General features: G+C 72.0%; 23 protein-coding genes. 9 read left to right on the top strand and 14 right to left on the bottom strand.

Annotated features, from left to right (window positions below; translation table 11 throughout):
• Window positions 1-11: 11 nt before the first annotated feature.
• The 4 genes from ABD340_RS18245 to ABD340_RS18260 form a co-directional block, all read right to left on the bottom strand.
• On the bottom strand, window positions 12-932 hold the full coding sequence (locus tag ABD340_RS18245) for an aggregation-promoting factor C-terminal-like domain-containing protein (protein WP_344590176.1): 921 nt from the start codon (window positions 930-932) through the stop codon (window positions 12-14).
• A 567-nt stretch (window positions 933-1,499) separates the two neighbouring features.
• The gene (phoH2, locus tag ABD340_RS18250) at window positions 1,500-2,819 is read right to left on the bottom strand and encodes an RNA 5'-3' helicase PhoH2 (protein WP_344590722.1); all 1,320 of its coding nucleotides are present in this window, start codon (window positions 2,817-2,819) and stop codon (window positions 1,500-1,502) included.
• Between the two features lie 177 nt (window positions 2,820-2,996).
• Window positions 2,997-3,887 carry an isoprenyl transferase gene (locus tag ABD340_RS18255; protein ID WP_344590177.1) on the bottom strand — a complete coding sequence of 297 codons (891 nt, stop codon included), beginning with the start codon at window positions 3,885-3,887 and terminating at the stop codon, window positions 2,997-2,999.
• 151 nt (window positions 3,888-4,038) lie between these two features.
• Complete coding sequence (locus ABD340_RS18260) at window positions 4,039-4,560, bottom strand: hypothetical protein (protein WP_344590178.1); 522 nt, start codon at window positions 4,558-4,560, stop codon at window positions 4,039-4,041.
• 116 nt (window positions 4,561-4,676) lie between these two features.
• Between ABD340_RS18260 and ABD340_RS18265 the strand changes: the two genes are divergently transcribed.
• Together ABD340_RS18265 and ABD340_RS18270 are read left to right on the top strand one after the other, a co-directional pair.
• Window positions 4,677-6,221: a DHA2 family efflux MFS transporter permease subunit gene (locus ABD340_RS18265; RefSeq protein WP_344590724.1), complete on the top strand. Its 1,545-nt coding sequence runs from the start codon at window positions 4,677-4,679 to the stop codon at window positions 6,219-6,221.
• A complete protein-coding gene (locus tag ABD340_RS18270; protein WP_344590179.1) occupies window positions 6,202-6,843 on the top strand; it encodes an acyl-CoA-like ligand-binding transcription factor in 642 nt (213 codons plus the stop codon). Before ABD340_RS18265 ends, ABD340_RS18270 begins: the two co-directional genes overlap by 20 nt.
• 17 nt (window positions 6,844-6,860) lie before the next feature.
• On the opposite strand, the gene ABD340_RS18275 is transcribed toward ABD340_RS18270, so the two are convergent.
• From ABD340_RS18275 to ABD340_RS18290, 4 genes are all read right to left on the bottom strand, one after another.
• Window positions 6,861-8,036, bottom strand: coding sequence for a C40 family peptidase (locus ABD340_RS18275; RefSeq protein ID WP_344590180.1), 1,176 nt, complete (start codon window positions 8,034-8,036; stop codon window positions 6,861-6,863).
• 320 nt (window positions 8,037-8,356) lie between these two features.
• Window positions 8,357-10,357 (bottom strand): thioredoxin domain-containing protein, encoded by a 2,001-nt coding sequence (locus ABD340_RS18280; RefSeq protein ID WP_344590181.1) that lies wholly within the window; start codon window positions 10,355-10,357, stop codon window positions 8,357-8,359.
• A 44-nt stretch (window positions 10,358-10,401) separates the two neighbouring features.
• Window positions 10,402-11,760 (bottom strand): dihydrolipoyl dehydrogenase family protein, encoded by a 1,359-nt coding sequence (locus ABD340_RS18285; protein WP_344590182.1) that lies wholly within the window; start codon window positions 11,758-11,760, stop codon window positions 10,402-10,404.
• A gap of 25 nt (window positions 11,761-11,785) precedes the next feature.
• On the bottom strand, window positions 11,786-12,733 hold the full coding sequence (locus ABD340_RS18290; protein WP_344590183.1) for a ribonuclease Z: 948 nt from the start codon (window positions 12,731-12,733) through the stop codon (window positions 11,786-11,788).
• Window positions 12,734-12,832: 99 nt separating this feature from the next.
• Between ABD340_RS18290 and ABD340_RS18295 the strand changes: the two genes are divergently transcribed.
• A complete protein-coding gene (locus tag ABD340_RS18295; RefSeq protein ID WP_344590184.1) occupies window positions 12,833-13,309 on the top strand; it encodes a pyridoxamine 5'-phosphate oxidase family protein in 477 nt (158 codons plus the stop codon).
• Between the two features lie 49 nt (window positions 13,310-13,358).
• Here ABD340_RS18295 and ABD340_RS18300 read toward each other — a convergent pair whose 3' ends face one another.
• The gene (locus ABD340_RS18300) at window positions 13,359-13,685 is read right to left on the bottom strand and encodes a hypothetical protein (protein WP_344590185.1); all 327 of its coding nucleotides are present in this window, start codon (window positions 13,683-13,685) and stop codon (window positions 13,359-13,361) included.
• Complete coding sequence (gene mca, locus ABD340_RS18305) at window positions 13,685-14,542, bottom strand: mycothiol conjugate amidase Mca (protein ID WP_344590727.1); 858 nt, start codon at window positions 14,540-14,542, stop codon at window positions 13,685-13,687. The genes ABD340_RS18300 and mca overlap by 1 nt, the downstream gene beginning before the upstream one ends.
• Before the next feature lie 217 nt (window positions 14,543-14,759).
• Between mca and ABD340_RS18310 the strand changes: the two genes are divergently transcribed.
• Window positions 14,760-15,290, top strand: a complete 531-nt coding sequence (locus ABD340_RS18310; RefSeq protein WP_344590186.1) for a DUF4307 domain-containing protein — start codon at window positions 14,760-14,762, stop codon at window positions 15,288-15,290.
• Window positions 15,291-15,476: 186 nt separating this feature from the next.
• Complete coding sequence (greA, locus tag ABD340_RS18315; protein WP_344590187.1) at window positions 15,477-15,977, top strand: transcription elongation factor GreA; 501 nt, start codon at window positions 15,477-15,479, stop codon at window positions 15,975-15,977.
• A gap of 7 nt (window positions 15,978-15,984) precedes the next feature.
• On the opposite strand, the gene ABD340_RS18320 is transcribed toward greA, so the two are convergent.
• Window positions 15,985-16,476, bottom strand: coding sequence for an Lrp/AsnC family transcriptional regulator (locus ABD340_RS18320; protein WP_344590188.1), 492 nt, complete (start codon window positions 16,474-16,476; stop codon window positions 15,985-15,987).
• Between the two features lie 134 nt (window positions 16,477-16,610).
• Here ABD340_RS18320 and hppD point away from each other — a divergent pair, with 134 nt between their 5' ends.
• The 4 genes from hppD to ABD340_RS18340 all read left to right on the top strand — a co-directional run bounded on the left by hppD (window position 16,611) and on the right by ABD340_RS18340 (window position 22,631).
• Window positions 16,611-17,702, top strand: a complete 1,092-nt coding sequence (hppD, locus tag ABD340_RS18325; RefSeq protein ID WP_344590189.1) for a 4-hydroxyphenylpyruvate dioxygenase — start codon at window positions 16,611-16,613, stop codon at window positions 17,700-17,702.
• 173 nt (window positions 17,703-17,875) lie between these two features.
• Complete coding sequence (locus tag ABD340_RS18330; protein WP_344590190.1) at window positions 17,876-19,522, top strand: M1 family metallopeptidase; 1,647 nt, start codon at window positions 17,876-17,878, stop codon at window positions 19,520-19,522.
• A gap of 120 nt (window positions 19,523-19,642) precedes the next feature.
• Entirely contained in the window at window positions 19,643-21,127 is a 1,485-nt protein-coding gene (locus tag ABD340_RS18335) for a M1 family metallopeptidase (protein ID WP_344590191.1), read from the top strand.
• Window positions 21,128-21,206: 79 nt separating this feature from the next.
• Window positions 21,207-22,631: a M1 family metallopeptidase gene (locus tag ABD340_RS18340; protein WP_344590192.1), complete on the top strand. Its 1,425-nt coding sequence runs from the start codon at window positions 21,207-21,209 to the stop codon at window positions 22,629-22,631.
• 89 nt (window positions 22,632-22,720) lie between these two features.
• Here ABD340_RS18340 and ilvA read toward each other — a convergent pair whose 3' ends face one another.
• Genes ilvA through ABD340_RS18355 form a run of 3 tightly spaced genes read right to left on the bottom strand, consistent with a single transcriptional unit; the run spans window position 22,721 to window position 26,145 of the window.
• Window positions 22,721-23,932 (bottom strand): threonine ammonia-lyase, encoded by a 1,212-nt coding sequence (ilvA, locus tag ABD340_RS18345; protein WP_344590193.1) that lies wholly within the window; start codon window positions 23,930-23,932, stop codon window positions 22,721-22,723.
• Window positions 23,933-23,944: 12 nt separating this feature from the next.
• The gene (locus tag ABD340_RS18350) at window positions 23,945-24,988 is read right to left on the bottom strand and encodes an ROK family protein (protein ID WP_344590194.1); all 1,044 of its coding nucleotides are present in this window, start codon (window positions 24,986-24,988) and stop codon (window positions 23,945-23,947) included.
• Window positions 24,985-26,145 carry an FIST signal transduction protein gene (locus tag ABD340_RS18355; protein WP_344590195.1) on the bottom strand — a complete coding sequence of 387 codons (1,161 nt, stop codon included), beginning with the start codon at window positions 26,143-26,145 and terminating at the stop codon, window positions 24,985-24,987. The genes ABD340_RS18350 and ABD340_RS18355 overlap by 4 nt, the downstream gene beginning before the upstream one ends.
• Between the last annotated feature and the right edge of the window lie 60 nt (window positions 26,146-26,205).

Raw genomic sequence — 26,205 nt, forward strand, 5'->3', positions numbered from 1 at the left:
AGCCCACCGACTCAGTACCAGCCCACCGACTCAGAGTGGCCCCACGCCTTGCAGGGGGAGCCGTAGCGATCCTCGATGTAGCCGAGGCCCCACTTGATCTGCGTCTTGTAGTTGGTCCTCCAGTCGGCGCCCGCGCTGGACATCTTGGAGCCCGGGAGCGCCTGCGGGATGCCGTACGCGCCCGACGAGGGGTTGGCGGCCTTGTAGTTCCAGCCGCTTTCCTTGTTCCACAGCTTCTGCAGGCAACCGAACTGCGTGCCGGGGTCGTCCATGACCGACTTGGCGTACGCCTGCGCGACACCGGCTGGGACCGGGCTGCCCAGCGACGGCACACCGCCTTCGTCCCCGCCCTCGGGCTTGGGCTTCTTGGTCGGGATCGGCTCGCCCTTGGGCATGAGCACCGGCTTCTTGCCCTTGGGGGCCGTCCGCGCGGCCCGCGTGGCCCGCTCGTAGGCCAGCTTGCGGCGCTGCTGCACCTCCACGTACGGGTCGACGGGCGGCGGCTTGGGCGCGTCGGCCTGCGGAGCCGAGGAGACCTTGGCCTTGCCCTCGTCGCCGCCGGTCAGCGCGAGCGCGGCGACCGCGCCGCCGCCGACCACGACGGCCGCGCCCGCGGCCATGGCGACGATCTTCATCCCGTTGCCCTTGCCACCGCCGGAACGGCGCGTGCCGCGCGGGCCGCGAGGGCCGTGCGTTCCGGGGCCGGCCGCGAGCTCGTCGGCGGGTCCCGCCGGGCCCATGGGGCCCATCGGCTCGCCGGGGCCGGGGTAGGGCGAGGGCGGCGGCTCGGCCAGGCCCACTGCCGCTCCGGGGCCGTGCGGCTCGTCCTGGACGGCCTGCATCGCGTGGGTACCACCCGGCCCGCCGGCATCGCCGGGACGGCCCATCGGGCCCATGGCCTGCGTCGCGAACGGGGAACCGGCGACCTTCACGTCGTCATCGTGCCGATCGCCGTAAGCAGGGCCCTGGGAGTCGTGGGGGGCAAAGCTCTGTCGATCGTCTCGCCTAGGGGACCCGGGACGGTCTCCGTACAAGGCGGTCCTTCCGACGGTCATGCGCGCATGGACACGCGCACGAGCTGCTTCCACCCCCGGCCCACCGAGCCGGCCGGGTCACGATGGCCCCGGGCCGGAACAAGGCCGCGGCCGCCTCGGTCGTTCAGGGGTGAGGAGGCATGCGGCAGCGTTCTGGGGGTGCTTACGAGGAGACACAATGCCCCAGCCCGGGGCATGGTCCGCAACCGGAACGGGGCGAATGCTATGGGTGTGGCGATTGTCAACTCCCTGGCCGAAGCCCCGTATCGGCGATGAGAGCTGGGATTCCTCCACTTCGCCCCGGTTCATGTGACGTTCGCCACAGGTAACCGGGATGACGTTTAGCGATCACCTAACGTGACCGGATCCGGCCGCACGCACGGAACGCCGAGCGGGCCCCGGCCGCGTGGACCGGAGCCCGCGAGACGGACCGCCGTCGTCGAGCCGCTGAGGCCGGGTGCCGGGTCAGGCCCCCACGTCGCCGAGCATGTCGGTCACCAGCGCCGCGATCGGGGACCGCTCCGAGCGCGTCAGCGTCACGTGCGCGAACAGCGGATGCCCCTTGAGCCGCTCGACCACGGCCGCGACCCCGTCGTGCCGCCCCACCCGCAGGTTGTCGCGCTGCGCCACGTCATGGGTGAGCACGACCCGCGATCCGGCGCCGATCCGCGACAGCACGGTCAGCAGCACGCCGCGCTCCAGCGACTGCGCCTCGTCCACGATCACGAACGCGTCGTGCAGCGAGCGCCCCCGGATGTGGGTGAGTGGCAGGACCTCCAACATGCCACGCTCCAAAACCTCCTCGATGACCTCCGGGGTGGTCACCGCCGACAGGGTGTCGTAGACCGCCTGCGCCCACGGCGACATCTTCTCGTTCTCCGAGCCGGGCAGGTAGCCGAGCTCCTGGCCGCCCACCGCGTACAGCGGGCGGAAGACGACCACCTTGCGGTGCCGGCGGCGCTCCAGCACGGCCTCCAGGCCCGCGCACAGCGCCAGCGCCGACTTGCCCGTGCCGGCCCGGCCGCCCAGCGAGACGATCCCGATGTCCTCGTCCATCAGCAGGTCCAGCGCGACCCGCTGCTCGGCCGAACGGCCGCGCAGCCCGAACACCTCGCGGTCGCCGCGCACCAGCCGCACGGACTTGTCGGCCTGCACCCGGCCCAGCGCCGAGCCGCGCTCCGACAGCACCCGCAGCCCGGTGTGGCAGGGCAGCTCGCGCGCCTCCTCCAGATCGGCGGTGCCCGCCTCGTACAGCTCCTCGACCTGGCCGCCGGAGATCTCCAGCTCCCGCATCCCCGTCCAGCCGGACTCCACCACCGCCAGTTCGGCCCGGTACTCCTCCGCCGCCAGTCCGACCGACGACGCCTTCACCCGCATCGGCAGGTCCTTGGAGACCAGCACGACGTCGCGGCCCTCCTTGGCCAGCCAGCCGGCCACCGACAGGATCCGGGTGTCGTTATCGCCCAGCCGGAACCCGTCGGGCAGCACGCTGGGGTCGGAGTGGTTGAGCTCGACCCGCAGGGTGCCGCCCAGCTCGCCGAGCGGTATCGCCTCATCCAGGCGGCCGTGGTCCAGGCGCAGGTCGTCCAGCGTGCGCAGCGCCTGGCGGGCGAAGTAGCCGAGCTCCGGGTGGTGGCGCTTGGCCTCGAGTTCGGAGATGACGACGATGGGGAGTACGACCTCGTGCTCGGCGAACCGCGTCATCGCTCCCGGGTCGGCGAGCAGGACGCTGGTGTCGAGGACGTACGTGCGCCGGTCCGGGACGGAGGCCGCCCCGGTGGGGATCCCGTGGTCTTCGGGACGGCGCGCGGAGGTTGTGGCCACTCGATCTCCCTGAGAAGAGGGGAACTACCGGTGGCGCCACAGTCCGCCCCCGTGCGGTCAGGGAGGCCCTGGCCCGGGGCGGTGGCCGGCGGCGGCCCCTGGGGACGCGAGGCCCCCCGGAGCGGTGCCGGACGGCCCTTAGGTACCGAAGCGCCGATGACGCGCGGCGTACGAGCGCAGCGCCCGCAGGAAGTCGACCTTGCGGAAGTCCGGCCAGTGGACCTCGCAGAAGTAGAACTCCGAGTGGGCGCTCTGCCAGAGCATGAAGCCGGAGAGTCGCTGCTCCCCCGAGGTGCGAATGACCAGGTCGGGGTCCGGCTGGCCGCGCGTGTAGAGATGCTCCGCGATGTGCTCCACGTCGAGGATCTCGGCGAGTTCCTCGATGCTGGTGCCTTTGCCCGCCTGCTCGAGGAGCAGAGAGCGCACCGCATCAGCGATCTCACGCCTACCTCCATACCCAACGGCGACGTTCACAATCAGGCCGGGAGCGCCGGATGTGGCCTCACCGGCATCTTTCAGGACACGAGCGGTCTTGTCGGGCAGCAGATCGAGGGCGCCGACCGGCTTCACGTGCCAGCCGTCGTCGGCGAGTTTGCGGACGGTGTTCTCGATGATCTCCAGCAGCGGGTCCAGCTCGCGGGCGGGCCGGGTGAGGTTGTCGGTGGACAGCAGCCACAACGTGACCCGCTCGACGCCGGCCTCGGTGCTCCAGTGCAGCAGCTCGGAGATCTTGTCGGCGCCACGCTGGTGGCCGGTGTTGACGTCGTCGATGCCCATCGAGCGGGCCCAGCGGCGGTTGCCGTCCAGGATCACCCCGACGTGGCGCGGGATGATGCCGGTCGCCGGCAGGGACGACTCGACGCGCCGCTCGTACATGCGGTAGACGGCGTCGCGGATGGCGGCGTACGGGCCGCTGCGCCGGATCGCCGAGCTCAGCTTCTCCTTCGGGCCCTCGTCGCCGGTCCCGGACTGGTGCCGCACCGTGTCCCCCTGTCCGCCCCGGTCCCTGCCATCTCGCCGAACCCCCATGCGGGCTTCCCTTCGCGCGACCGCACCTGCTCCGAAAAGATGCCCAATTATGGCCCCGGCGGGGATACATATCCCACCGTATCGACCATTGCGCGCGAGCCCGACGAACTCCGGTGAAACTCCCCGAGGGTGGTCGGCGACCCTCTGAAGGCTAGGCGCTGGGGCCCGCGGCGCGGGCGCGCTCGACGTACTCCAGGGCGTCGCGCAGCTCGGACAGCCACTCGTCGGTGTTCTTGCCGACCAGCCGCACGCACCAGGCCAGGGCGTCGCTGCGGCTGCGCGCGACGCCCGCCTCGACCAGGGTGTCGAGGACGCGGCGCTCGGGCTGGCGGAGCCGCGTCATGACGGGCACCGACAGCGTGGTGAACATCTCCCGGTGGTCGCCGCACGCGGCACCCCAGGAGACCTTGAGGCCGAACCGGTGCTCGGCCTCGCGGGCTATGGCGATGCGCTGGTCGCGGGTCTCCTCGCGGAACCGGTTGACGTGGCCGGCGAGCACCCCGGCGCGCTCGCTGTCGCCCGCCCCCTCCGCCGCGCGCGGCTCGGGCAACCGCCCCACCACGCTGACCTCTTCCCGGTCCAGAACGATCTCCGGAACGCCCTCGAACCAGGACTCCGGCAGCCGGCCCGCGAACCAGCCCCGGAGCTCGCCGGCCGCTTCGTTCGTAGTCATGTAATCAAAATTACACCCCCTTCAGGGGCATGGTCGAGCCCGCCACCGTGTTGACACAGACTCTCTTATGAGAGTTACTTTCACTTCGGAGCTACTACTATCTGGAGGTGACCCTCATGACGATGCGGGACGCCCGGCGCTGGTGGGGACTGGGCGCGCTTTCGCTGGCCCTCCTCACGCTGGGCTTCGACCTGACGATCCTGAACGTGGCGCTGGCCACGCTGTCGGAGCAGCTGGACGCGAGCACCAGCGAGCTGCAGTGGATCGTCGACTCCTACGCGCTGGTCTTCGCGGCGCTGCTGCTGCCCGCCGGGTTGCTGGGCGACCGGTTCGGCCGCAAGCGGCTGCTGCTGGCCGGGCTCGCGCTGTTCGGCGCGGGCTCGCTGGCCGGCGCGCTGGTCGACGGCGCGGGCGCGGTGATCGCCGCGCGTGCCGTCATGGGGATCGGCGCGGCGGTCGTGATGCCGCTGTCGATGTCGATGCTGCCGGCGATCTTCCCGCCGGAGGAGCGCACCCGGGCGGTGGCGGTCTGGTCGGCGTCGATGGCGCTGGGCCTGCCGCTGGGCCCGCTGCTGGGCGGCTGGCTCCTGGAGCACTTCTGGTGGGGTTCGATCTTCCTGGTCAACGTGCCGATGGTGGTGATCGGCGGCATCGCGGTCGCGCTACTGCTGCCCGAGTCCCGCGACCCCGCCGCGCCGCGCATCGACTGGGCCGGGTCGGCGCTGTCGATGGCCGGCCTGGTGGCGCTGGTGTACGGGGTGATCGAGGGCCCGGTACGGGGCTGGGCCGACCCCTTCACGCTCGGCTCGATCGGCGGCGGCGCGGCGCTGCTGACCGCGTTCGCGCTGTGGGAGCGGCGGGCCCGCGAGCCCATCATGGACATGGGGCTGTTCCGCGAGCGCCGCTTCGTGTGGGCGCTGATCGCGGGCGTCCTGGGAACGGTCGTCATGGCCGGGGTGCTGTTCGTGCTGCCGCAGTACCTCCAGGTCGTCCAGGGCAACGACGTGCTGGGCACCGGGGTGCGCCTGATCCCGATGCTGGCGGGCCTCATGCTGGGCGGGCTCGTCACCGAAAGGCTGATCGGGACGGGGCGCACCGGGGCCAAGCCGATCATGGTCGCCGGGCTGTTCCTGCTGGCCGCCGGGTTCGGGCTGGGCGCGCTGACCGAAGTCGGCGACGGCTACCCCTTCACCGCGTTCTGGCTGAGCGTGGTGGGCCTGGGCATCGGGCTGACCATGGTCCCCGCCATGGACACCGTGCTGTCCTGCCTGCCCGAAAACCAGGCCGGACGCGGCTCCGGGCTGGTGCAGGCACTGCGCCAGACCGGCGGCGCGCTGGGCATCGCCGGGCTCGGCAGCCTGGTGTCGTCGGTCTACCGGGACCGGTTCGACCCGGGCGGGCTGCCCCCGCAGGCCGCCGAGACCGCCCGCGACTCCATCGGCGGCGCGGCCGCCGTCGCCGCCCGGCTGGGCGACACCGCCGCGCTGGCCTCGGCCCGGGACGCCTACGTGCACGGCATGTCCGCGGCGCTGGCGGTGTGCGCGCTCGGCACGCTGGCGGTGGCGGTGCTCGTGGCGGCCTTCCAGCCCGGCCGCGGACGGGAGCGTGCGCGCCCGTCCGCCGATACCCCAGAATCGGTGCATGAGCACGTCGCTTCCTGAGCGCTCCCTGGAGCGGTTCGACGAGTACCTGCGGCGGCTGCCGCTGCGGGAACGCAAGAAGCTGCGGACCCGGAGGGCGATCCAGGACCACGCCCTCCGGCTCTTCACCGAGCGGGGCTACGGCGCGACCACGGTGGACCAGATCTGCGCAGCGGCGGAGATCTCGCCGAGCACGTTCTTCCGCTACTTCCCCACCAAGGAGGACGTGGTCCTCGACGACGAGTACGACCCGATCCTGGCCGAGGTGTTCCGCGCCCAGCCGCCGGATGTGAGCGTGATGGACGCGCTGCGCGCCGCGTTCCGCGCGGTCTTCCCGTTCGTGTACGAGAACGAGCGGGAGCCGATGATCGACCGGGTGCGGCTCATGATGGCCGAGCCGGCACTGCGCGCGCGCATGTTCGAGTCGATGCGCAGCGGCACCCTGGCGGTGATGGTCGACCTGGTGTCGGAGCGGACCGGGCTGGACCGCGCCGACATGCGGGTCCAGGCGTTCTGCTGGGCGGTGCTGGGCGTGCTGCACTCGGCGATGTACACCTGGCTCGACAGCGACGCCGACGTGGACCTGCCCGAGTTGGTCGACCAGAATCTGAAGTTCCTGGGCGACGGCCTCCCGCTCCCCTGAGACGGGCCTGAGGCGACTCAGCCGGCGAGGCCGCCGGCGTGCCGCGGGTTGACCCGCACGGCGCCCTTCATGTTGCGCGTGTAGACGTCCTGCACCTGCACCACCGTGCCCCGGCGCGGCGCGGCGATCATCTTGCCGTCGCCGAGGTAGAGCGCGATGTGCGAGATGTAGCCGGGCGCGGTGGGGTCGTTGGCCCAGATGAGCATGTCGCCGGGCTGCGCCTTCTTGTACGGGATCACCCAGCCGGCGCGGGCCTGGTCGGCGGCGACCCGGGGCAGCCTGATCCCGGCCTTGGCGAACGCGAACTGCATCAGCCCGGAGCAGTCGTAGCCGCCCTCGGCCTCCGACTCGCCGCCCCACACGTACGGCCAGCCCAGCCGGGTCTGCGCGGCGCGGATCACGGTCCGGACCTGCGACGCCGTCATCACCCGGCCGCTCGCGGACGGGACCTTCTCCGCCTTCGGGTAGTCGACGCTCGGGTTCATCTCGGTCGTCTTGGCCTGCTTGGGCAGCACCTTCTTGAGCCGCTTGACGTAGTCGCCGCTCTTGCCCTTGGGCACGCTGACGATCATCGCGTTGGCGGCGGGCACGCCCAGGGCGCGGGCGGTGGTCCGGGAGACGATCGCGTCGACGTCGCCGATGCCCATGGTGGCGTACGCGCCGACGCGCACCCGGGTCTCCGGCCGCTGCTCTCCGCCGACCGGCACCTGGGTGCCGAGCTCGACGCCGCCGTCGCTGCCCATGGTGAAGGAGACCGCCACGTCGCCGGCGGCCACGTTGCGCCACAGGGCGTCGGACTGGGCGGTCGGCTTCGGGGTGTAGTTGCGGAAGGTGGACGGCTCGACGCCCAGCAGGCCCACCCGCCGTCCCGCGACCATGGCCTGCACGGCGTCGACGACCTCGACGCCCGCCACGCCCTTGAGCCCGCGGACCTCGGCGACGGTGTCGGCGGGCAGCGCGGTCGGCGCGGCGACCAGGATGTGCGGGTCGAGCCGCTTGCCGAGCGGGGCGACGGCGGCCGGGGTCAGCCGGGTGCTGCCGGAGGCGGCCACGAGCCTCTGGTGCTCGGCCCGGGTGCTCAGGTCGGGGCGGGTCCGCTCGTGCGCCACCAGCACCGCGCCGTTCGCGGCCAGCGTGGTCACCACCGAAACGCCGATGATCGTCGGAACAACCCGGCGGTCCGGCTTGCGCACGGCAACACTCCTCATACCCCGGCCTGGCGGCCCTGCGGCTACGGCTCGACCGCCACTGCGGTCGGAGACTAAGGCCGACTATGGCGCAACGGCACGGTCCCGGTCGAGATCGGCCCTTCCACCGGCCCGAATCACACATGTCCGAATCACACATGCGATACCCGTGGCGCCGTGCGTCACCCTTGTCGGAATGGCCACACTTCACCAGCCCGTCTCTGCTACTCAGTGGTAACACCAAGAGTTCACGAGATCAAGGTCACAGTCGCACAAATCGGACCACCGGTCCAACGCCCGAATGCGCGGACGGGCGGTCGCGGCGGTCAGGCCCGCAGCTCACGCGCCAGGTCCGCGGGCGTGGTGACGGGCAGCCGGCATGTGAAGCCGCGGCAGACATAGGCCGCCGGGGCGCCGTCCACCAGTCCCCGGCCCTCCAGGAGCGGCACCCCGGCCTCCCCCGGCCCGCCGTCCGGCCCCGGCGCGCCAACGCTCACCACCGTGCCCGGGGCGGCCGCCATGAGCGCGGCCTGGTGCAGCGAGCGGCACCGCTCGTCGTCCGCCGCGCCCACCACCGCGATCTCCAGCGGGCCCGCGGCGTGCGCCTCGGCCACCGCCAGGCCCCAGCCCGCGAAGCGCGCGTGCTTGTCCGCCAGCAGCCCGGCCGGGGCCAGCGCCGCCGCCGCAGCCTCCCGATGCCGGGACGAACCGGTGAGCGCGGCGTACGACAGCAGCGCCCCCGCCGCCGCGAACTGCCCGGACGGCGTCGCATTGTCGGTCGGGTCCTGCGGCCTGCGGAACAGCCGCTCGGCGTCGTCGGCGGTGTCGTAGAAGCCCCCGGCGCCGTCGCCGAACCGGTCCAGGACGGTGTCGAGCAGCTCCCCCGCCAGCCGGACGTACATCGCTTCCCCGGTGACTCCGTGCAGGGCGAGCAGGCCCTCGGCGACGTCGGCGTAGTCCTCCAGGACGCCCGCGTTCGCCCCGGCGGCGCCTTCCCGCGACGTCCGCACCAGACGGCCGTCGCTGATGTGCAGCTGCGTGACCAGCCCGGCCACCTCCGCCGCCGCGCTGACCAGATCCGGCCGGTCGAGCAGTGCCCCGCACTCGGCCAGCGCCGCCACCGCAAGACCGTTCCAGCCGGCCACCACCTTGTCGTCACGGGACGGAGGAATCCGCTGCTCCCGCGACGCCAGAAGAGCGGCGCGCACACGCTCGTACCTTTCCAAGTCCTCGGGGTCGCGCAGCAGTTGAAGCACCGAAGCGCCGCCCTCGAACGTCCCGGACGCGGTCACGTTGAACAGCTCGGCCGCGTACGCGCCGTCCTCGTCGCCGAGGACCTCGCGCAACTGCTCGGGCGTCCACACGTAGAACTTGCCCTCGACGCCCTCGCTGTCGGCGTCCAGAGCCGACGCCAGGCCGCCGTCAGGCGTGTACAGGTCGCGCAGCATCCAGTCGCAGGTCTCCAGTGCGATGCGCCGCGCGAACGGATTTCCGGTGAGCCGCCACCAATGCGCGTAGACCCGGGCCAGGAGGGCGTTGTCGTACAGCATCTTCTCGAAGTGCGGCACCACCCAGGCGTCGTCCACCGAGTAACGGGCGAACCCGCCGCCGAGCTGGTCGTACATGCCGCCGCGGGCCATCGCCTCCAGCGTGTGCCCGGCCATGGCGAGCGCCTGCTCGTCCCCGGTCCGCGCGTGGTGCCGGAGCAGGAACTCCAGCGCCATGGACGGCGGGAACTTGGGCGCTCCCCCGAAACCGCCCCGCGCCGTGTCGTACGACCGCGCCAGCACCTGGACGGCCGCCGCGAGCTTCTCGGGGCCGGGCGGCTCCCCCTGCCCCGTCAGGCCGCTTTGCGAGGTGAGCGCCGCCACGACCTGCCGGCCCTGCCCGACGACCTCGTCCCGCTGCTCCGTCCACGCCTTGTGGACGGCCCGCAGCAGCGCCTGGAACTGGACCTGCGGGAAGTACGTCCCGCAGTAGAACGGATGCCCCTCGGGCGTCATGAACACCGTCATGGGCCAGCCGCCTTGGCCCGTCATCGCCTGGGTGGCCTCCATGTAGACGGCGTCGACATCGGGCCGCTCCTCCCGGTCGACCTTGACGTTGACGTACATCGAGTTCATCAACTCGGCCGTCGCCGGGTCCTCGAACGACTCGTGCGCCATCACGTGGCACCAGTGGCAGGCCGCATACCCGACGGACAGCAGGATCGGCACGTCGCGGCGCCCGGCCTCGGCGAACGCCTCCTGCGACCATTCTCGCCAGTCGACCGGGTTGTCGGCGTGCTGGAGCAGATAGGGACTGGTCGCGTCCTTGAGGCGGTTCATGCCCCGATCCTGCCCGATCCGGCCGCGGGTTCACGCCCCCGGGCTCACCCTTCCAGGTCGGCGAGGGCGGCCTCGATGGCGCGGTGGAAGGTCGGGTAGGCGTAGATCATCCCGCGCAGGGTGGCCGTCGGGACCTGCGCGTGGACGGCCACGGCAAGCGCGCCGAGCACCTCGCCGCCGGTCGGGCCCGCGGTGGTCGCGCCGACCAGGACGCCGCGCTCCCCGTCCTCCACCAGCTTGACGAAGCCCTCGTTGCCCACCTTGTGGATCCAGCCGCGCGCGGCCGCGCTCAGCGGGGCGAAGCCGGTGCGGACGGTCAGACCCGCCTCCCGGGCTTGCGCCTCGGTCAGCCCGACCGCGCCGATCTCCGGGTCGGTGAAGGTGACCCGGGGCACCGCGCGGTACTCGGCGGACGGCCCGTCCTGGCCGAGGATGTCGCGCACCGCGACCGCGCTCTGGTACATCGACACGTGCGTGAACTGGCCCTTGCCGGTGACGTCCCCGATCGCCCAGACACCGGGGGCGGCGCGCATGCGGCCGTCCACCTCGATCCCCCTGGCGTCCTCGTCGAGCCCGGCCGCGGCGACGCCCAGGCTCTTGAGATCGCTGCGGCGGCCGGTCGCGACCAGGAGCCGGTCGCCGGTCAGGTGTTCGCCGTCCAGGTGGAGGGTGAAGGCGTCGTTCTCGTGCCGGACGGCGTCCACACGCGCCTGGGTCCGGACCTTGATGCCGTCCTTCTCGAAGACCTGGGCGATCATCTGCGACGACTCGGGCTCGTCCCTGGCCAGCAGCCGGTCGCCGGCCTCCAGGATCGTGACCCGGCTGCCGAAGCGGGCGAAGACCTGCGCCAGCTCCGCGCCGACGAAGCCGCCGCCCACGATGATCAGCGACCCGGGCGCGGCGGTGGCGCGCACGGCCTCGCGGTTGGTCCAGTACGGGGTTCCGGCCAGCCCGTCGATCGGCGGCACGACCGGCTCCGACCCGATGTTGATCAGGATGCCGCGGCGGGCGCGCAGCGTCCGGTCGCCGACGGTGACCTCGTGCGACCCGGTGATGCGGCCCCGGCCGCGGACCAGGGTGACGCCCTTGCCGGTCAGCCGGTCCGCGGCGACCTTGTCGTCCCAGTCGTCGGTCGCGTCGTCCCGGATCCGGGCCGCGACCGGCGACCAGTCCGGCCGGACCGTCGCGTCGCCCGCCATGCCCGGCACCCGGCGGCCGTCGGCCAGCAGATCCGACGCGCGCACCATCATCTTGGTCGGGACGCAGGCGTAGTACGGGCATTCGCCGCCGACCAGCCGGGACTCCACCGCGGCCACCGCCAGCCCCGCGTCCGCGAGACGCCCGGCGGCGTCCTCTCCTCCCGGGCCCAGCCCGATGACCACCACATCGACTTCGTCAGCCATGCCCGGACTTCTCCCCAGGCGGTCGTCACCTATTCAGCGGGACGGTGCGGCGCCGCGGCACCGGGATCCGGTCCAGGTCGTGGACCAGCGTGATCTCGCCTTGGAAGGACTCCGCCGCCTGGCCGCGGAAGCGCTCCTCGTCCTCGGGCCCGTACCGCTCGGAGAAGTGCGTCAGGACCAGATGCCGCACCCCGGCCGCGGCGGCCACGGCGCCCGCCTGCCCGGCGGTCAGGTGCGACCGCTCCTCGGCCAGCCGCAGGTCCTCGTCCAGGAACGTGGACTCGATGATCAGCATGTCCGCGTCCGCGGCCAGCTCGTGCACCGCCGGACACAGCCGGGTGTCCATGACGAACGCGACCTTCTGCCCGGGCCGGCGGACGCTGCACTCCTCCAGCGTGACGGTGCGGCCGTCGGGGCCGGTCACCGCGCCGTCCTCCTGGAGCCGCCGCACCAGCGGCCCGCGCACGCCGCGCGCGGCCAGCTCGGCGGGCAGCATCGTCACCCCGTCGGGCTCCTCCAGGCGGTAGCCGTACGACTCGACGAAGTGGTCCAGGCGGCGCGCGGTCAGGGTGAAGGGCGCGTCGCCGGTGTCCAGCACCATGCTTTCGCCCGACACCGGCAGCTCGCGGATCACCCCGGTGTCGTGGAAGGAGGCCGCGTACCGCAGCCGCCGCCAGTACACGGCCCCGCTCGCCGGGAACACGGCGGTCACCTCGTGCCGGACGCCGTCGCGGGCGATGCGCTGGACGACGCCGGGCACCCCCAGGCAGTGGTCGCCGTGGAAATGCGTCACGCAGATCCAGGTGAGGTCGGTGGCGCTGACCCCGGCGTGGGTCATCTGCCGCTGGGTGCCCTCCCCCGGGTCGAACAGCAGGCCGTGCCCGTCCCAGCGCAGCAGGTAGCCGTTCTGGTTGCGGGTCTTGGTGGGCACCGCGCCGGCGGTGCCGAGGACGATCAGATCACGGGCGGACATGCCCCCCATGGTGCCGGTAGGCCACCCAGGCAAGCGCTTGGTTACATCGCTTGGCTATGCTGGCCCGGACGCGCGGCCGGCAGCCAGGAGGAGATGCCCGTGGGCAGCAACAAGCGAGCGGAGATCAGGATGACCGAGCGGGAGGTCGCCGACTTCCTCGCCGCCAACTTCAAGGTCCAGGTCGCCACCAACGGCAAGGACGGCGCGCCGCATCTGGTCACCATGTTCTACACGCTGCTGGACGGGAAGATCGCCTTCACCACCTACCGCACCTCGCAGAAGGTCCTCAACCTGCGCCGCGACCCCGCGATGACCTGCCTGGTCGAGGACGGCACCGAGTACAACGAGCTGCGCGGGGTCGCGCTGCACGGCAAGGGCGTCGTCATCGAGGACCCGGAGGTCCGCACGAAGGTCGGGGTCGTGGTCGGCTCGCGGATGGCCGGGCTGCCGGTGCCGGAGATCGGCGCGCCGGTCGATCCCGCGTTCGTCGCGGGCCTGGAGCCGGCGCTGGCGAAGCGCGTGATCGTCGTGATGGAGCCGGACCGCGTCATGAGCTGGGACCACGGCAAGAGCTGACCGCGGCCCGTGCCGGCGGGCCCGTGCCGGCCCTCCGCCGGGCGCCGGTTCAGGTACCGGCGCCGGGGGCGGGCTCGTCGTCGGAGGCCTTGCCGGGTGCCTTGGCACCGGACCGGGCCTTGACCTCGGCCTCGGACTTGTCCTCGGACTCGGCCTTCGCCTTGGGCTTGGAGGCGGACGCCGCCTGGGCGCGTTCCCACTCCCGCTGCTTGAGGTCGGCCTCGCGCGGCGCCTGGATCTTGCCGATCTGCTTGTTCATCGAGCGGACCAGGAAGACCAGCGCCACCAGCAGCGCCAGGAACACCCCGAAGCCGAGGAAGCCCGGCGTCACCGTGTCGTTGTTGAGCGGAAAGGAAGGGTTGGCGAGTACGGGCACTACAAACACACCTTCTCCCGGATGCCGGCGAACAGGTCGTCCTCCGGCAGCTCGGTGTCGACCAGGGACCTGGCCAAATGGTAGTCCTCGGTCGGCCATACCTCGCGCTGGACGTCCAGCGGGCAGGCGAACCAGAAGCCCTCGGGGTCGATCTGGGTGGCGTGCGCGAGCAGCGCCTTGTCGCGGGTCTCGAATTGGTCGGCGCAGGGCACCCGGGTCGTCACGGTCCAGAGCGGCGGCGGGGCGTCGTCGAGCCGCTTGAGCGACTCGGTGTACGGCGACTCCAGCCCGAGCCGCTCCATCGCCCCGTGCAGCGCCAGGATCCGCTCCTTGTGGAAGGTCATGTGGTAGTAGAGCTTCAGCGGCTGCCACGGCTCCCCGGTGCCCGGGTAGCGGTCCGGGTCGCCGGCCGCCTCGAACGCCTCCACCGACACCTCGTGGCATTTCACGTGGTCGGGGTGCGGGTAGCCGCCCTTCTCGTCGTAGGTCAGCATCACGTGCGGGCGGAACTCGCGGACGGCCCGCACCAGCGGCTCGGAGGCCACCTCCAGGGGCTGCACCGCGAAACAGCCCTCGGGCAGGGGCGGCGGCGGGTCGCCCTCGGGGAAACCGGAGTCGACGAAGCCCAGCCAGCTCTGCCGCACCCCGAGGATCTCCCGGGCCCGCGCCATCTCCTCCTCGCGGACCTTGCCGATGTTCGCCTTGACCTCGGGACGGTCCATCGCCGGGTTGAGGATGTCGCCGCGCTCACCGCCGGTGCACGTCACCACCAGGACCTCGACCCCGTCGGCGACGTAGCGGGCCATGGTGGCCGCGCCCTTGCTGGACTCGTCGTCGGGGTGGGCGTGCACGGCCATCAGCCGCAGCGTCTCGCCGGGTCCGCCGGACGGGTCGAGCGTCAACTGATCGATGGGGGCATCGATGGGCTCGGACACCTGGGGTACTCCCTCTCACTGACCATTAGCATCGTTTACCAGCAGATACCGTGATGAGCGGCCCCCGGTGCGGGGCGCGCGTCTCTACAGAAGAGAATTGTCCCTGACAACGTCCGCGTCCCGCATGGAGATTCCCGGCATGTCCACGAGCGTCACACCAGGAGCCGCAGCAGCAGGCCAGGCCGCCGAGCCCGGCGGCGAGGGCGCGGAAGGGGCGTCCGAGAGCGGCCGCGCGGCGGACTGGCCCGGGACGTCGGGCGGCGGCCCCGGCACCCCGGCGGACGGCGGCTCCTCGGGCGGCGGGCGCGGCCCGGAGGACGGGAAGCGCCGCGGGCCGCTCGGCTACGTGGTCATCGGGGTGTTCGCGGCCGTCCTGGCCGGCGGCTGGGCTGTGATCATGGGGAACGCCAACAACACCCCGGGCATCGCCTCCCAGACCATCACCTACGTGGTGCAGAGCGATTCGTCGGTACAGGTCAGCTATGCGGTGGCCAAGGCCGAGGGGGATGTGGTGCGCTGCACGGTGGACGCCTTCGACACCGATTTCGCCATTGTCGCCTCGTCCCAGATCACCATTCCCGCCGGCACCAAGAAGATCAGCCGGACGGACACGCTGCGGACGTCCAAGCGGGCCACCGGCGCCCGGGTAAAGGACTGCCGGAAGGTGTGAATCACACGGGTGTGACCTGGCGAAAAGCCAGACGGTGTTTGGCGGGTTGCGTGCGCCGTGTTCAGGGAACCTTTACCCGCACACACCGGATAGGCTAGAGGTTTCACCCGGCCGCACTTCATGTCGATGTGTCGCTCCTCCCAGCCGGGACGAGCGAGGATCGCAACATGTGGATGAGGAGTACCCGTGACCGAGACCCGCGCTGACAACGTCACCTGGCTCACCCAGGAGGCGTATGACCGGCTCAAGGCTGAGCTGGACCACCTGTCGGGCCCGGGCCGCATCGAGATCGCTCAGAAGATCGAGGCGGCGCGGGAGGAGGGCGACCTGCGCGAGAACGGCGGCTACCACGCGGCCAAGGAGGAGCAGGGCAAGATCGAGGGACGCATCCTCCAGTTGCAGGGCATCCTGGAGAACGCGCGCGTCGGGGAGGCTCCCCGCACCGAGGGGGTCGTCGGCCCCGGCATGACCGTCACGGTCGCTTTCGAGGGCGACGACGAGGAGGTCACGTTCCTGCTCGCCTCGCGGGAGGAGAGCGGGGCACCGATAGACGTGTACTCCCCCAACTCCCCGCTCGGCGCGGCCATCAACGGAAAGAAGGTCGGCGACAAGGCCACCTACTCGCTGCCCAACGGCCGCAGCATGACGGTGGAGATCCTGGACGCCACCCCCTACGCGGGCTCCTGACGCTTATTCATCGCAGTCCCGGCCCAGGGCGCTCGCCCTGGGCGACTGCGGCGACCAGGGGGAGCGTGCGTTGCGGCACCTGGGTGGCCAGCGAGATCACCGAGGACGCCCGCTCCACCCCGCGCACCGCGACGATCATGTCGATGACCCGTTGCAGGTCCTGGTTGCTGCGGGCCACCACGCGGCAGAGCATGTCGCCGCCGCCGGTGATGGTGTGCGCCTCGATCACCTCGGGCACCCCGGCCAGCCGCTCGGCGACCGGGTCGTGCCCGCCGGGCTGCCGGATCTGCAGCGTCACGAACGCGGTGACCCCGTAGCCGAGCGCGGCGGGGTCGATCTCCGGGCCGAAGCCGCGGATCACGCCGTCCCGGACCAGCCGGTCCAGCCGCGCCTGGACGGTGCCGCGCGCCACGCCGAGCCGCCGGGACGCCTCCAGCACCCCGATCCTGGGCTCGGCGGCGAACAGCGCGATCACCCGGCCGTCCAGCTCGTCGATCATCGCTTCCGGCACCTCCCCGCCACGGTGGTCATCCTGTACAGATCGGCCGAACCTTCCGGCACATCACCCTACAGATTGTCCAGCAGATCAAGTCACTCTTGCGCACTCTGTAGCCGGTTATCGACATTGGCCGTATGGATGATTTTCCGGTCATGGGCATGGACGCCGTCATCTTCGCCGTCGGGAACGCCAAGCAGGCGGCGCACTACTACTCGACCGCCTTCGGGATGCGCCGGGTCGCCTACCGCGGGCCGGAGAACGGCAGCCCGGACGAGGCCGTGCACGTCCTGGAGTCGGGCGGCGCCCGGTTCGTCCTCCGCGGCCCGGTGCGGGCGGGCACCGACCTGGGCCGGCACATCGCCGCGCACGGGGACGGCGTGCTGGACCTGGCGATCACCGTCCCCGACGCCGAGGCCGCCTACCGGCACGCGCTGGCCAACGGCGCCAGGGGGATCGAGGAACCGCACGTGCTGGAGGACGAGCACGGCAAGGTCGTGATCGCCTCCATCGCCACCTATGGCGAGACCCGGCACTCGCTGGTCGACCGCTCCAACTACGCCGGCCCGTACCTGCCGGGCCACGCGCCCGCCGGCCCGATCATCCCGCCGCCCGCCAAGCGGTACTTCCAGGCGATCGACCACTGCGTCGGCAACGTCGAGCGGATGGACGAGTGGGCCGACTTCTACCACCGGGTCATGGGCTTCACCGACATGGCCGAGTTCGTCGGGGACGACATCGCGACCGAGTACTCGGCGCTGATGTCCAAGGTCGTCGCGGACGGCACCCGCAAGGTCAAGTTCCCGCTGAACGAGCCGGCCGAGAGCCGCAAGAAGTCCCAGATCGAGGAGTACCTGGAGTTCTACGGCGGGCCGGGGGTGCAGCACATCGCGCTGGCGACCAACGACATCCTCTCCTCGGTCGACGCGATGCGGGCCGCCGGCGTGGAGTTCCTGGACACCCCCGGCTCCTACTACGAGGACCCCGGGCTGCGCGCCCGGATCGGCGAGGTGCGGGTGCCGGTGGAGGAGCTGCAGAAACGCGGCGTGCTGGTGGACCGGGACGAGGACGGCTACCTGCTGCAGATCTTCACCAAGCCCGTCCAGGACCGTCCGACCGTGTTCTTCGAGCTGATCGAGCGGCACGGCTCGCTGGGCTTCGGCAAGGGCAACTTCAAGGCGCTGTTCGAGGCGATCGAGCGGGAGCAGGAGCGCCGCGGCAACCTGTGATCGGGGATGCCGCGGCCGGTAAAACCTCTGGCCGGTCCTCGCCGGGACGGGTTGGCGGGGTGCCTCCGCGGGAAGGGCATCGCTCTGTGAGCCTGAACTCGCGCGCCCCCGTCCCCCGGGTGCGAGATTCAACCGAGTTGCCCAGAGTGCCCGCTCCGGGCACTCTGGGCAACGTGCATACGGCCGGAAGTACGCCCCGTCCCTCACGCGGTCCCCGCCGCGGTCTCCTCAGCGGTCGCCGCGACGGCGCACCGGGCCGCGCCCGGCGCGGAACCGCGGGCCTGGCCGCCCTCGCCATCGCGGGCGCGCTGACGGGCTGCCAGATCGTCCTGGACGATCCCAGCGCCGAGCCGCCGGTCGGCGCCTCCCCGCAGCCGCCGTCCGGCCCGGCCGGACCCGACAGCGTCGGCGACCCGTACACGCCGGGCAACGGCAACGGCGGTTACGACGTCCAGCACTACGGCCTGAGGCTGGCGATCACTCCGGGCGGGGCGCGGGAGCTGGACGGCACCGCGGAGATCAGGGCGAAGGCCACCGAGCGGCTCAAGCGCTTCAACCTCGACCTGACCGGGCTGCAGGTGTCCGGAGTGCAGGTCGACGGGGCCGCGGCGCAGCAGCGGCACGAGGGCGACGAGCTGATCATCACCCCGGCGAAGCCGGTGGAGAAGGGCTCCGTCTTCACCACCACGGTGCGGTACGCGGGCACGCCGCGGCCGGTGGCCGACCCGGTCCTCGGCCGGTACGGGTGGATCCGCACGTCCGACGGCGTCTTCGTGGCGTGCCAGCCCAGCGGGGCGCACAACTGGTTCCCCAGCAACGACCACCCCAGCGACAAGGCCACCTTCGACTTCCAGATCACCGTCCCGGACGGGCTGACGGCGATCGCCAACGGCGAGCCGACCACGCCGGTCCAGGGGTCGGACGGCGGAGGGGGCGGGACGGGCGGCGCGCCGCCGCCCGAGCAGATCCCGCCGGGGCAGGCGCCCTCGGAAGGACCGCCGGAGGGTCCGCCGACCGCGCCGCCGATCGTCCCCGCGGGCGCGAAGGCGGCGCAGCGCACCACGACGTCCTGGCAGGTCAAGCAGCCGATGGCCACCTACCTGGCCACCGTCACCGTCGGCCGGTTCAGTGTGCGGACCGGCAAGACGCCCGGCGGCATCACCAACATCTCCGCGGTCGACCCGACGGTCGGCGGGCTCAACCTGGACCAGTTCTACGCCAAGAACTCCCAGATCACCGACGAGTTCGCGAAGCTGTTCGGGCCCTACCCGTTCGGCTCCACCGGGGGCATGGTCGACAACGCCAACGTCGGTTTCGCACTGGAGACCCAGACCCGCCCCGTGTACGGGTCGTTCGGCGCCGACGAGTCGATCGTGGCGCACGAGTTGGCGCACCAGTGGTTCGGCGACAGCGTGAGCGTCACCCGCTGGCAGGACATCTGGCTGAACGAGGGCTTCGCCACCTACGCCGAGTGGATGTGGGACGAGAGGTCCGGCGGCCAGACGGTCAAGCAGCACTTCGACTCCGTCTACCAGGACGCCGGCAACCGCGAGCTGTGGGACGTCCCGACCGGCAACCCGGGCCGCGCCCAGATGTTCGGGCGCACCGTCTACGACCGGGGCGGGGCGACGCTGCACGTGCTGCGGACCAAGGTCGGCGACGAGAAGTTCTTCGACATCCTGAAGACCTGGGCGAAGGAGCGCCGCTACTCCAACGCCACCACGCAGCAGTTCATCGCGGTCGCCGAGCGCGTGTCGGGCCAGCAGCTCGACTCGTTCTTCAACGCCTGGCTGTACGAGCGGGGCCGCCCCAAGCTCTAGCCCGTGCAGGGCGCGGATCCCCTGTTCGATCTCTAGCGAGGCCCACGAAGCGGCAAGAGATGGGGAAAGGCGCGGCCGGGCGGCGCGCGTCCCCGTGACGCGCGCGCCAAGGTGGGCCGCGTGGTGAACACCCATAAGGCGCGCACGGCCGCCTCGCTGCTCCTGGTCCCCGCGCTCGCCGCGTCCGCCCTGACCGCCGCGTCGGCGACGCCCGCGACGGCCCGGCCCGCGGACGTGCCCGACGGGCCCGGCGCGGGGCCAGGCGCGCCCGCGCGGGACGCGCGGTTCGTCGCGGGCGCGGAGGGGATCGGCGACGCCTACTTCCCGAGCGCCGGCAACGGCGGCTACAACGCCACCCACTACCACGTCCGGCTGCGGTACCGGCCGAGCGGCCGCATCTCCGCGACCACCACGATCCGGGCGCTGGCGACCCAGGACCTGTGCAGCTTCAACCTCGACTTCGTCGGCAACCAGGTGCGGAACGTCACCGTCGACGGGATGCCGGCCTCGTGGCGCCGCGCCGGCCAGGAACTGACGGTCACACCGAAGGCCGGGATCCGGAAGGGCGCCCCGTTCACCGTCGCGGTCGCCTACGACGGCGCGCCCGACGGCCGCGGCAGCGGCTGGATGCGCACCCCCGACGGCGCCATCACGCTGTCCCAGCCGCAGGGCTCGGCCACCTGGTTCCCGCTGAACGACCACCCCAGCGACAAGGCCCTGCACGCGTACACGATCACCGTGCCGAAGGGGCTCACCGTCGTCGCCAACGGCGAGCCGGTCCGCGCCCCCGCGGCCAAGGCCGGGAACGCCCGCACCACCACGTTCCGGTGGCGGTCCAAGCGGCAGATGGCGGGCTACCTCGCGATGATCGCGATCGGCCGGTTCAAGACCCGGGACGGCCGCTCCCCGGGCGGCATCCGCACCTTCACCGCCGTCGACCCGACCGTCAAGCAGGACATCGCCTGGTTCCAGCGGACCACCGGGCAGGTGACCGACTGGGGCGTGCGGATGTTCGGCCGCTACCCGTTCGACTCGACCGGCGGCATCGTCGACAACGTCCCGGTCCTGTACGCGCTGGAGACGCAGAACCGGCCGGTCTACCCGCAGCGCGCCGACACCAGGCTGATCGTCCACGAGATCGCGCACCAGTGGTTCGGCGACGCCGTCAGCCTGCGGCGCTGGCAGGACATCTGGCTGAACGAGGGCTTCGCCACCTACGCCGAATGGCTCTGGACCGAGCAGCACGGCGGCCCGACCGCCGCGCAGGAGTTCACCAAGGCGTACGCGCTGCCCGCGAACGACCCCCAGTGGAGGCAGCGGCCGGGCGCGCCCGGCCGCAAGGGCATGTTCAAGTACTTCCCCACCTACATCCGCGGCGCCATGACCGTCCACGCGCTCCGCGTCGCCGTCGGCGACCGCGCGTTCTTCGAGATCCTGCGCACCTGGGCGCCCACCCGCCGGGACGGCCACGCGACGACCGCCGACTTCATCCGGCACGCCGAGCGGGTCGCCGAACGCCGGCTGCGGCCGGTCTTCCACGAATGGCTCTACCGGCCGGGAAAGCCCGTCCAGCCCAAAAGCATGGCCCGAACCGGCCCCAATTGAGACCGAACCGCGCTTGATCCGGCGGCCGGGCGGCTGAAATTTTTGGGGCGAATGTGACGTCACTTCAAGGACGAGGTCGATGAGCAGAACCCCCCGAGCACTGGCCGCCGTGGCGCTGACCGCCACCGCGGGACTCCTGGTTTCGGCGGTGCCCGCGGGGGCCGCCCCCACCCGGTTCACCCCGGGCGCGCCCGGCGCCGGCGACCCGTACTTCCCCGACATGGGCAACGGCGGCTACGACGTCGCCCACTACGACATCGGGCTGAAGTACGACCCGGCCACCAAGGCGATCCAGGCCGTCACCGCCATCCAGGCCCGCGCCACCCAGAACCTGTCCCGGTTCAACCTGGACTTCCTGGGCCCGCTGACGATCAACTCGCTGCGGGTGAACGGCGCCAAGGCCGCCTTCAAGCGGACCGGCGCCCAGGAACTGGAGATCACCCCGTCCAAGGGCCTGCGCGAGAACGGCAAGTTCACCGTCACGGTCGCCTACTCCGGCGTTCCGCAGACCATCAACGACGACGCGCTGGGCACCTCCGGGTGGATCCCCACCCCCGACGGCGCCGTCATGCTCAACCAGCCGATCGGCGCCGCGACCGTCTACCCGGTGAACGACACCCCCAACGACAAGGCCACCTACAGCTTCACGCTGACCGCCCCCAAGGACCTGGTCACGCTCGCCAACGGCGACTTCGCGGGGAAGGCCGCCAAGGGCGGCTGGACGGTCTCGCACTGGCGGATGCGGCAGCCCATGGCCAGCGAGCTGAGCATGGTCGCCATCGGCAGGTACGACGTGATCAGCGGCAGGACCAAGAGCGGCGTCCCCAACATCACCGCCACCGACAAGGCCCTCGGCATCGGCTCCGACCTGGCCAAGTCGTTCCAGACCCAGACCGGCGACATCCAGGACTTCCTCGCCGGCCACTACGGCAAGTACCCGTTCTCCTCCACCGGCGGCATCGCCGTGAAGGCGGGCGTCGGCTACGCGCTGGAGACCCAGGGCCGCCCCGTGTACGACCTGGGCAGCCGCCCCGGCACGATCCCGCGGCCCGACCTCATCGCCCACGAGCTCGGACACCAGTGGTTCGGCGACAGCCTCACGCCCGAGCGGTGGGCCGACATCTGGCTGAACGAGGGCTTCGCCACCTACTCCGAGTGGCTGTACTTCGAGAAGTACAACGGCAAGCCCGTCCAGAAGAGCTTCGACGAGGTCTACGCCACGCCCGCCGACAACGACCTGTGGAAGCCGCTCACCGCCGACCCCGGCCGCGACAACATCTTCCACCCGACCGTCTACGACCGCGGCGCGATGACCCTGCACGTCCTGCGCAAGGCCATCGGCGACGCCGACTTCGCCAAGCTGGTCAAGGCCTGGCCCACCGCCAACCGCGACGGGAACGTCTCCACGCAGGACTTCATCCGGTTCGCCGAGAAGACCTCCGGCGAGCAGCTCGACGACCTGTTCCAGAAGTGGGTCTACACCTCCGGCAAGCCTTCCCTCTAAACGGTCAGCACCTCAGTGGGGGGACGACCCCCACACCCCCCGGCAAGAGCAAGCTGACCGTCCCCCTCCGCTGGCGCTCCGGGGGCCGGTCAGCTGAGGGTCAAGGTGTAACCCTTGTCCCTCAGCCGGCCGAGGACCTCCTCGCTGTGCTCGGCGCCGCGCGTCTCCAGGTGCATCAGCACCTCCGCCTCCTCGACGTGGAGGCGCGCGGCGACCCGCTCGTGCATCACGTCCAGGACGTTCACGCCCAGCCCGGCCAGTTCGCCCAGCAGCGTCACCAGCGCGCCCGGACGGTCGGTGAGCCGGCACCGCACCACCAGGTACCGTCCCGCGCCCGCCAGCCCGTGCCGCAGCACCTTCGCCAGCAGCACCGGATCGATGTTCCCGCCCGACAGCAGCACCACCACCGGCGTCCGCACCGCGTACGAGTGCTCCAGCAGCGCCGCCACGCCCGCCGCGCCCGCCGGCTCCACCACCTGCTTGGCCCGTTCGAGGCACAGCAGCAGCGCCTGCGAGATCGACTCCTCGGTCACCGTCACCACGGCGTCGACCAGCTCGTTCACGAGGGTGTAGGTGAGATCGCCGGGACGCCCCACGGAGATCCCGTCCGCCATCGTCGGCTGCACCTCCACCCGCACGGGCCGTCCCGCCGCCAGCGACGGCGGGAACGCCGCAGCCCGCTTGGCCTGCGCGCCCACCACCTTGATGTCGTGATCGGCGCCCTGCTTCAGCGCCGCCGCCACCCCCGACATCAGCCCGCCCCCGCCGACCGCGCCGACGACCGTCCGGACGTCCGGGCACCCCTCCAGGATCTCCAGCCCGATCGTGCCCTGCCCCGCCACCACGTCCAGGTGGTCGAACGGGTGGATCAGCACGGCCCCGTCCCGCTCGGAGTGCTCCTGCGCCGCCGCGAGGCAGTCGTCCACGGTCGGCCCGGGGAACACCACCTCCGCGCCGTACGCGCGCGTCGCCGCCACCTTCGGCAGCGGCGCCCCCTGCGGCATGAACACGGTCGCCTTGCACCCCAGCATGGACGCCGCCAGCGCGACCCCCTGCGCGTGATTGCCCGCGCTGGCCGCGACCACCCCCCGGGCGCGCTCCCCCTCGCTGAGCCGTGCGATCCGCACGTACGCCCCGCGAATCTTGAACGACCCCGTCCGCTGCAGGTTCTCGCATTTCAGGTACACCGGCCCCCCGATGGCCTCGGACAACGCCCGAGAATGCATCAAGGGGGTGGGGACCACGACATCCTGCAACAACGTGCGGGCCGCACGAATATCGTCAACACTGACGAGTGACATACCCCCATCTTTTCATTGTTTATCTGAGGGCCCCCAGTAGCGGGAAGCGCGGAAAACGAGGGCCGCGGCTCCTACAAGGCCGCTGGTCTGGCCCAATGCGGTGGGGACGATACGCACACGTTGAGCGAAGTCCATGCGGGCGTGGGTGTTGAATGTCTCGGTCAACGGGGTGAAAAGAAGGTCGCCTGCTTGGGATACGCCGCCGCCTACCGTCACGACGTCCAAATCGCACAGGTGGGTGGCGGAGGCGATGGCCAGGCCGAGGGCCCTGCCTGCCCTGCGCATCGCGGCGGCGGCCACGGGGTGGCCTGCGCGGGCGTCCTCGGCGAGGTCGGCGCCGGTGGGGTCGTCCTCGTCCCCCCGCCAGCCCTGTTCACGCGCCCAGGCCGCGAGCCCGGGGCCGCGGGCGACGGCCTCCAGGCAGCCGCGGCCGCCGCAGCCGCAGGGCGGCCCGTCGGGATCGACGATCACGTGTCCGATGTGGCCGGCGTTGCCGGTGCCCCCGTCGATGAGGTGGCCGCCGAGGATGAGGCCGCCGCCGACACCGGTGGAGACGACCATGCCCAGGACGTTGTCGTGCCCCTGCCCGGCGCCGCGCCAATGCTCGCCGATGGCGACGCAGACCGCGTCGTTGTGGACGCGCACAGGCAGGCCCGGATAGCGGGCACGGAGGCGCTCGCGCAGCGGAAAGCCGCGCCAGGCCGGAATGTTGATCGGAGAGACCTCCGCGGCGGGCCAGGTCATCGGCCCACCGCACCCGACCCCGACCCCCGCCAGAGACGGCGCGCCGGCGTCGGCGAACACCTTGTCGACGAGTGCCACCAGCGCCGACCAGATGGCCTCGGCCCCCTCCGGGCGCTCGGGCGGCCGATTCATTGTGGGGGGACGACCCCCCACACCCCCCGGCGAAGACTCCCCACCGCCCTTCGGGCGCTCGGGCGGTGGGGAGGGGGTGGCGGTCCGGTCGTGTGCGGCGATCCGGCCGTCCGGGTGGACGATGGCCGCGGCGAGCTTGGTGCCGCCGATGTCGATCGCCAGGGCGGGATGTCCGGTCATCTGTCTCCGCTCGGGCCGAAGGCGAGGATGGACGCGGTGAAGCCGTGCACGTGGTTGCGTCCCGCGACCGGGCCGATCTCGCCGGCGGCGAAGAACCCGCCCACGCCCGCGGCCCCGAACACGCGGTTCAGCACGCGGGCGTCATGATCGGAGTCGGGGAACATGGCCCGGCCGCGGCCGTTGCAGGAGAACAGCAGCGCGCCCTCGACCGGCTCGAGATCGAACCGTTCCAGCAGGGCCGCGAGGTCCTCCTCGGCGGCGCCGGCGTCCCGGACCTGGAACCGGACGGTGCGGCCGACCTCGACCACGTCGCCGATCGCGATGGCGCCGCTGTCGGTGTCGGCGCCGACGACGCCGCGGACGAGGAAGTCGCCGTACTCGTGCTCGTCGGCGTACTCGTCCATGGCCACCCCGATCAGCAGCCCGCGCCCGGCGAGCTCCTGCTCCTCCTCGGGCAGGCCGAGCACGATCTGCTCCAGCTTGTCGAGCGCGGGCGTGCCGGCCAGCTCGTACAGGACGTTCTCGTCGGCCTTGGTCACCACCATGTCGGGGCCGACCGGACGGGCGCCCTGGCTGATCAGCGTGGCGGCCGTGACTTGACCGCCGAGGACCACGCCGACGGCGCCGTCGGCGAACACCTCGCCGTTGGCGAACAGCCGGGTGTCGCCGCGGCCGCGGCCGTCGGCCATCCCGCCGACCAGCGGCAGGCCGGGCAGGGCCTCGGCGGACCGTTCGACGAAGGCGTCCACCGGGAAGGTGTAGGGGTCGGCGAGCAGCACGCCGACCACGTCGTCGTCGTGGCCCTCGGGCATCCCGACGACGATCAGCCGGTCCTCGGTCTTGAGGGTCTCCAGCCGGAACGATTCCAGCCGGGCCCCGGGCAGCACCGCCGCCCAGGCGCTCACCGCGCTGGCCTCCTCGATCCCGTGGCCGCCGCCGATGACGCCGTTGGCGCTGCAGCCGACGACCGCCGCGCCGCCGGCGGCCTCCATCGCCACCAGCCCGGCGGCCTCGACGGCGTCCGGATCCTCCGCCGAGACGAACACGCACACCAGGTCGGGCGGCGCGCTCAGCGGGGCCAGGGCCTTCTCCACCGCGGTGCGGGCGGCGGCTGACAGATCGGGGCCGAGGGCCAGGCCATCACCGAATCTGGTCATCGGCGGCGCCTCCCTCGTGCGGTTCGCGCGATCCTTCACTCCTCCAGTCTCCCCCTTCTC

Origin of the sequence: Actinomadura vinacea, assembly GCF_039532545.1 — a bacterium.
Taxonomy (GTDB): domain Bacteria; phylum Actinomycetota; class Actinomycetes; order Streptosporangiales; family Streptosporangiaceae; genus Spirillospora; species Spirillospora vinacea.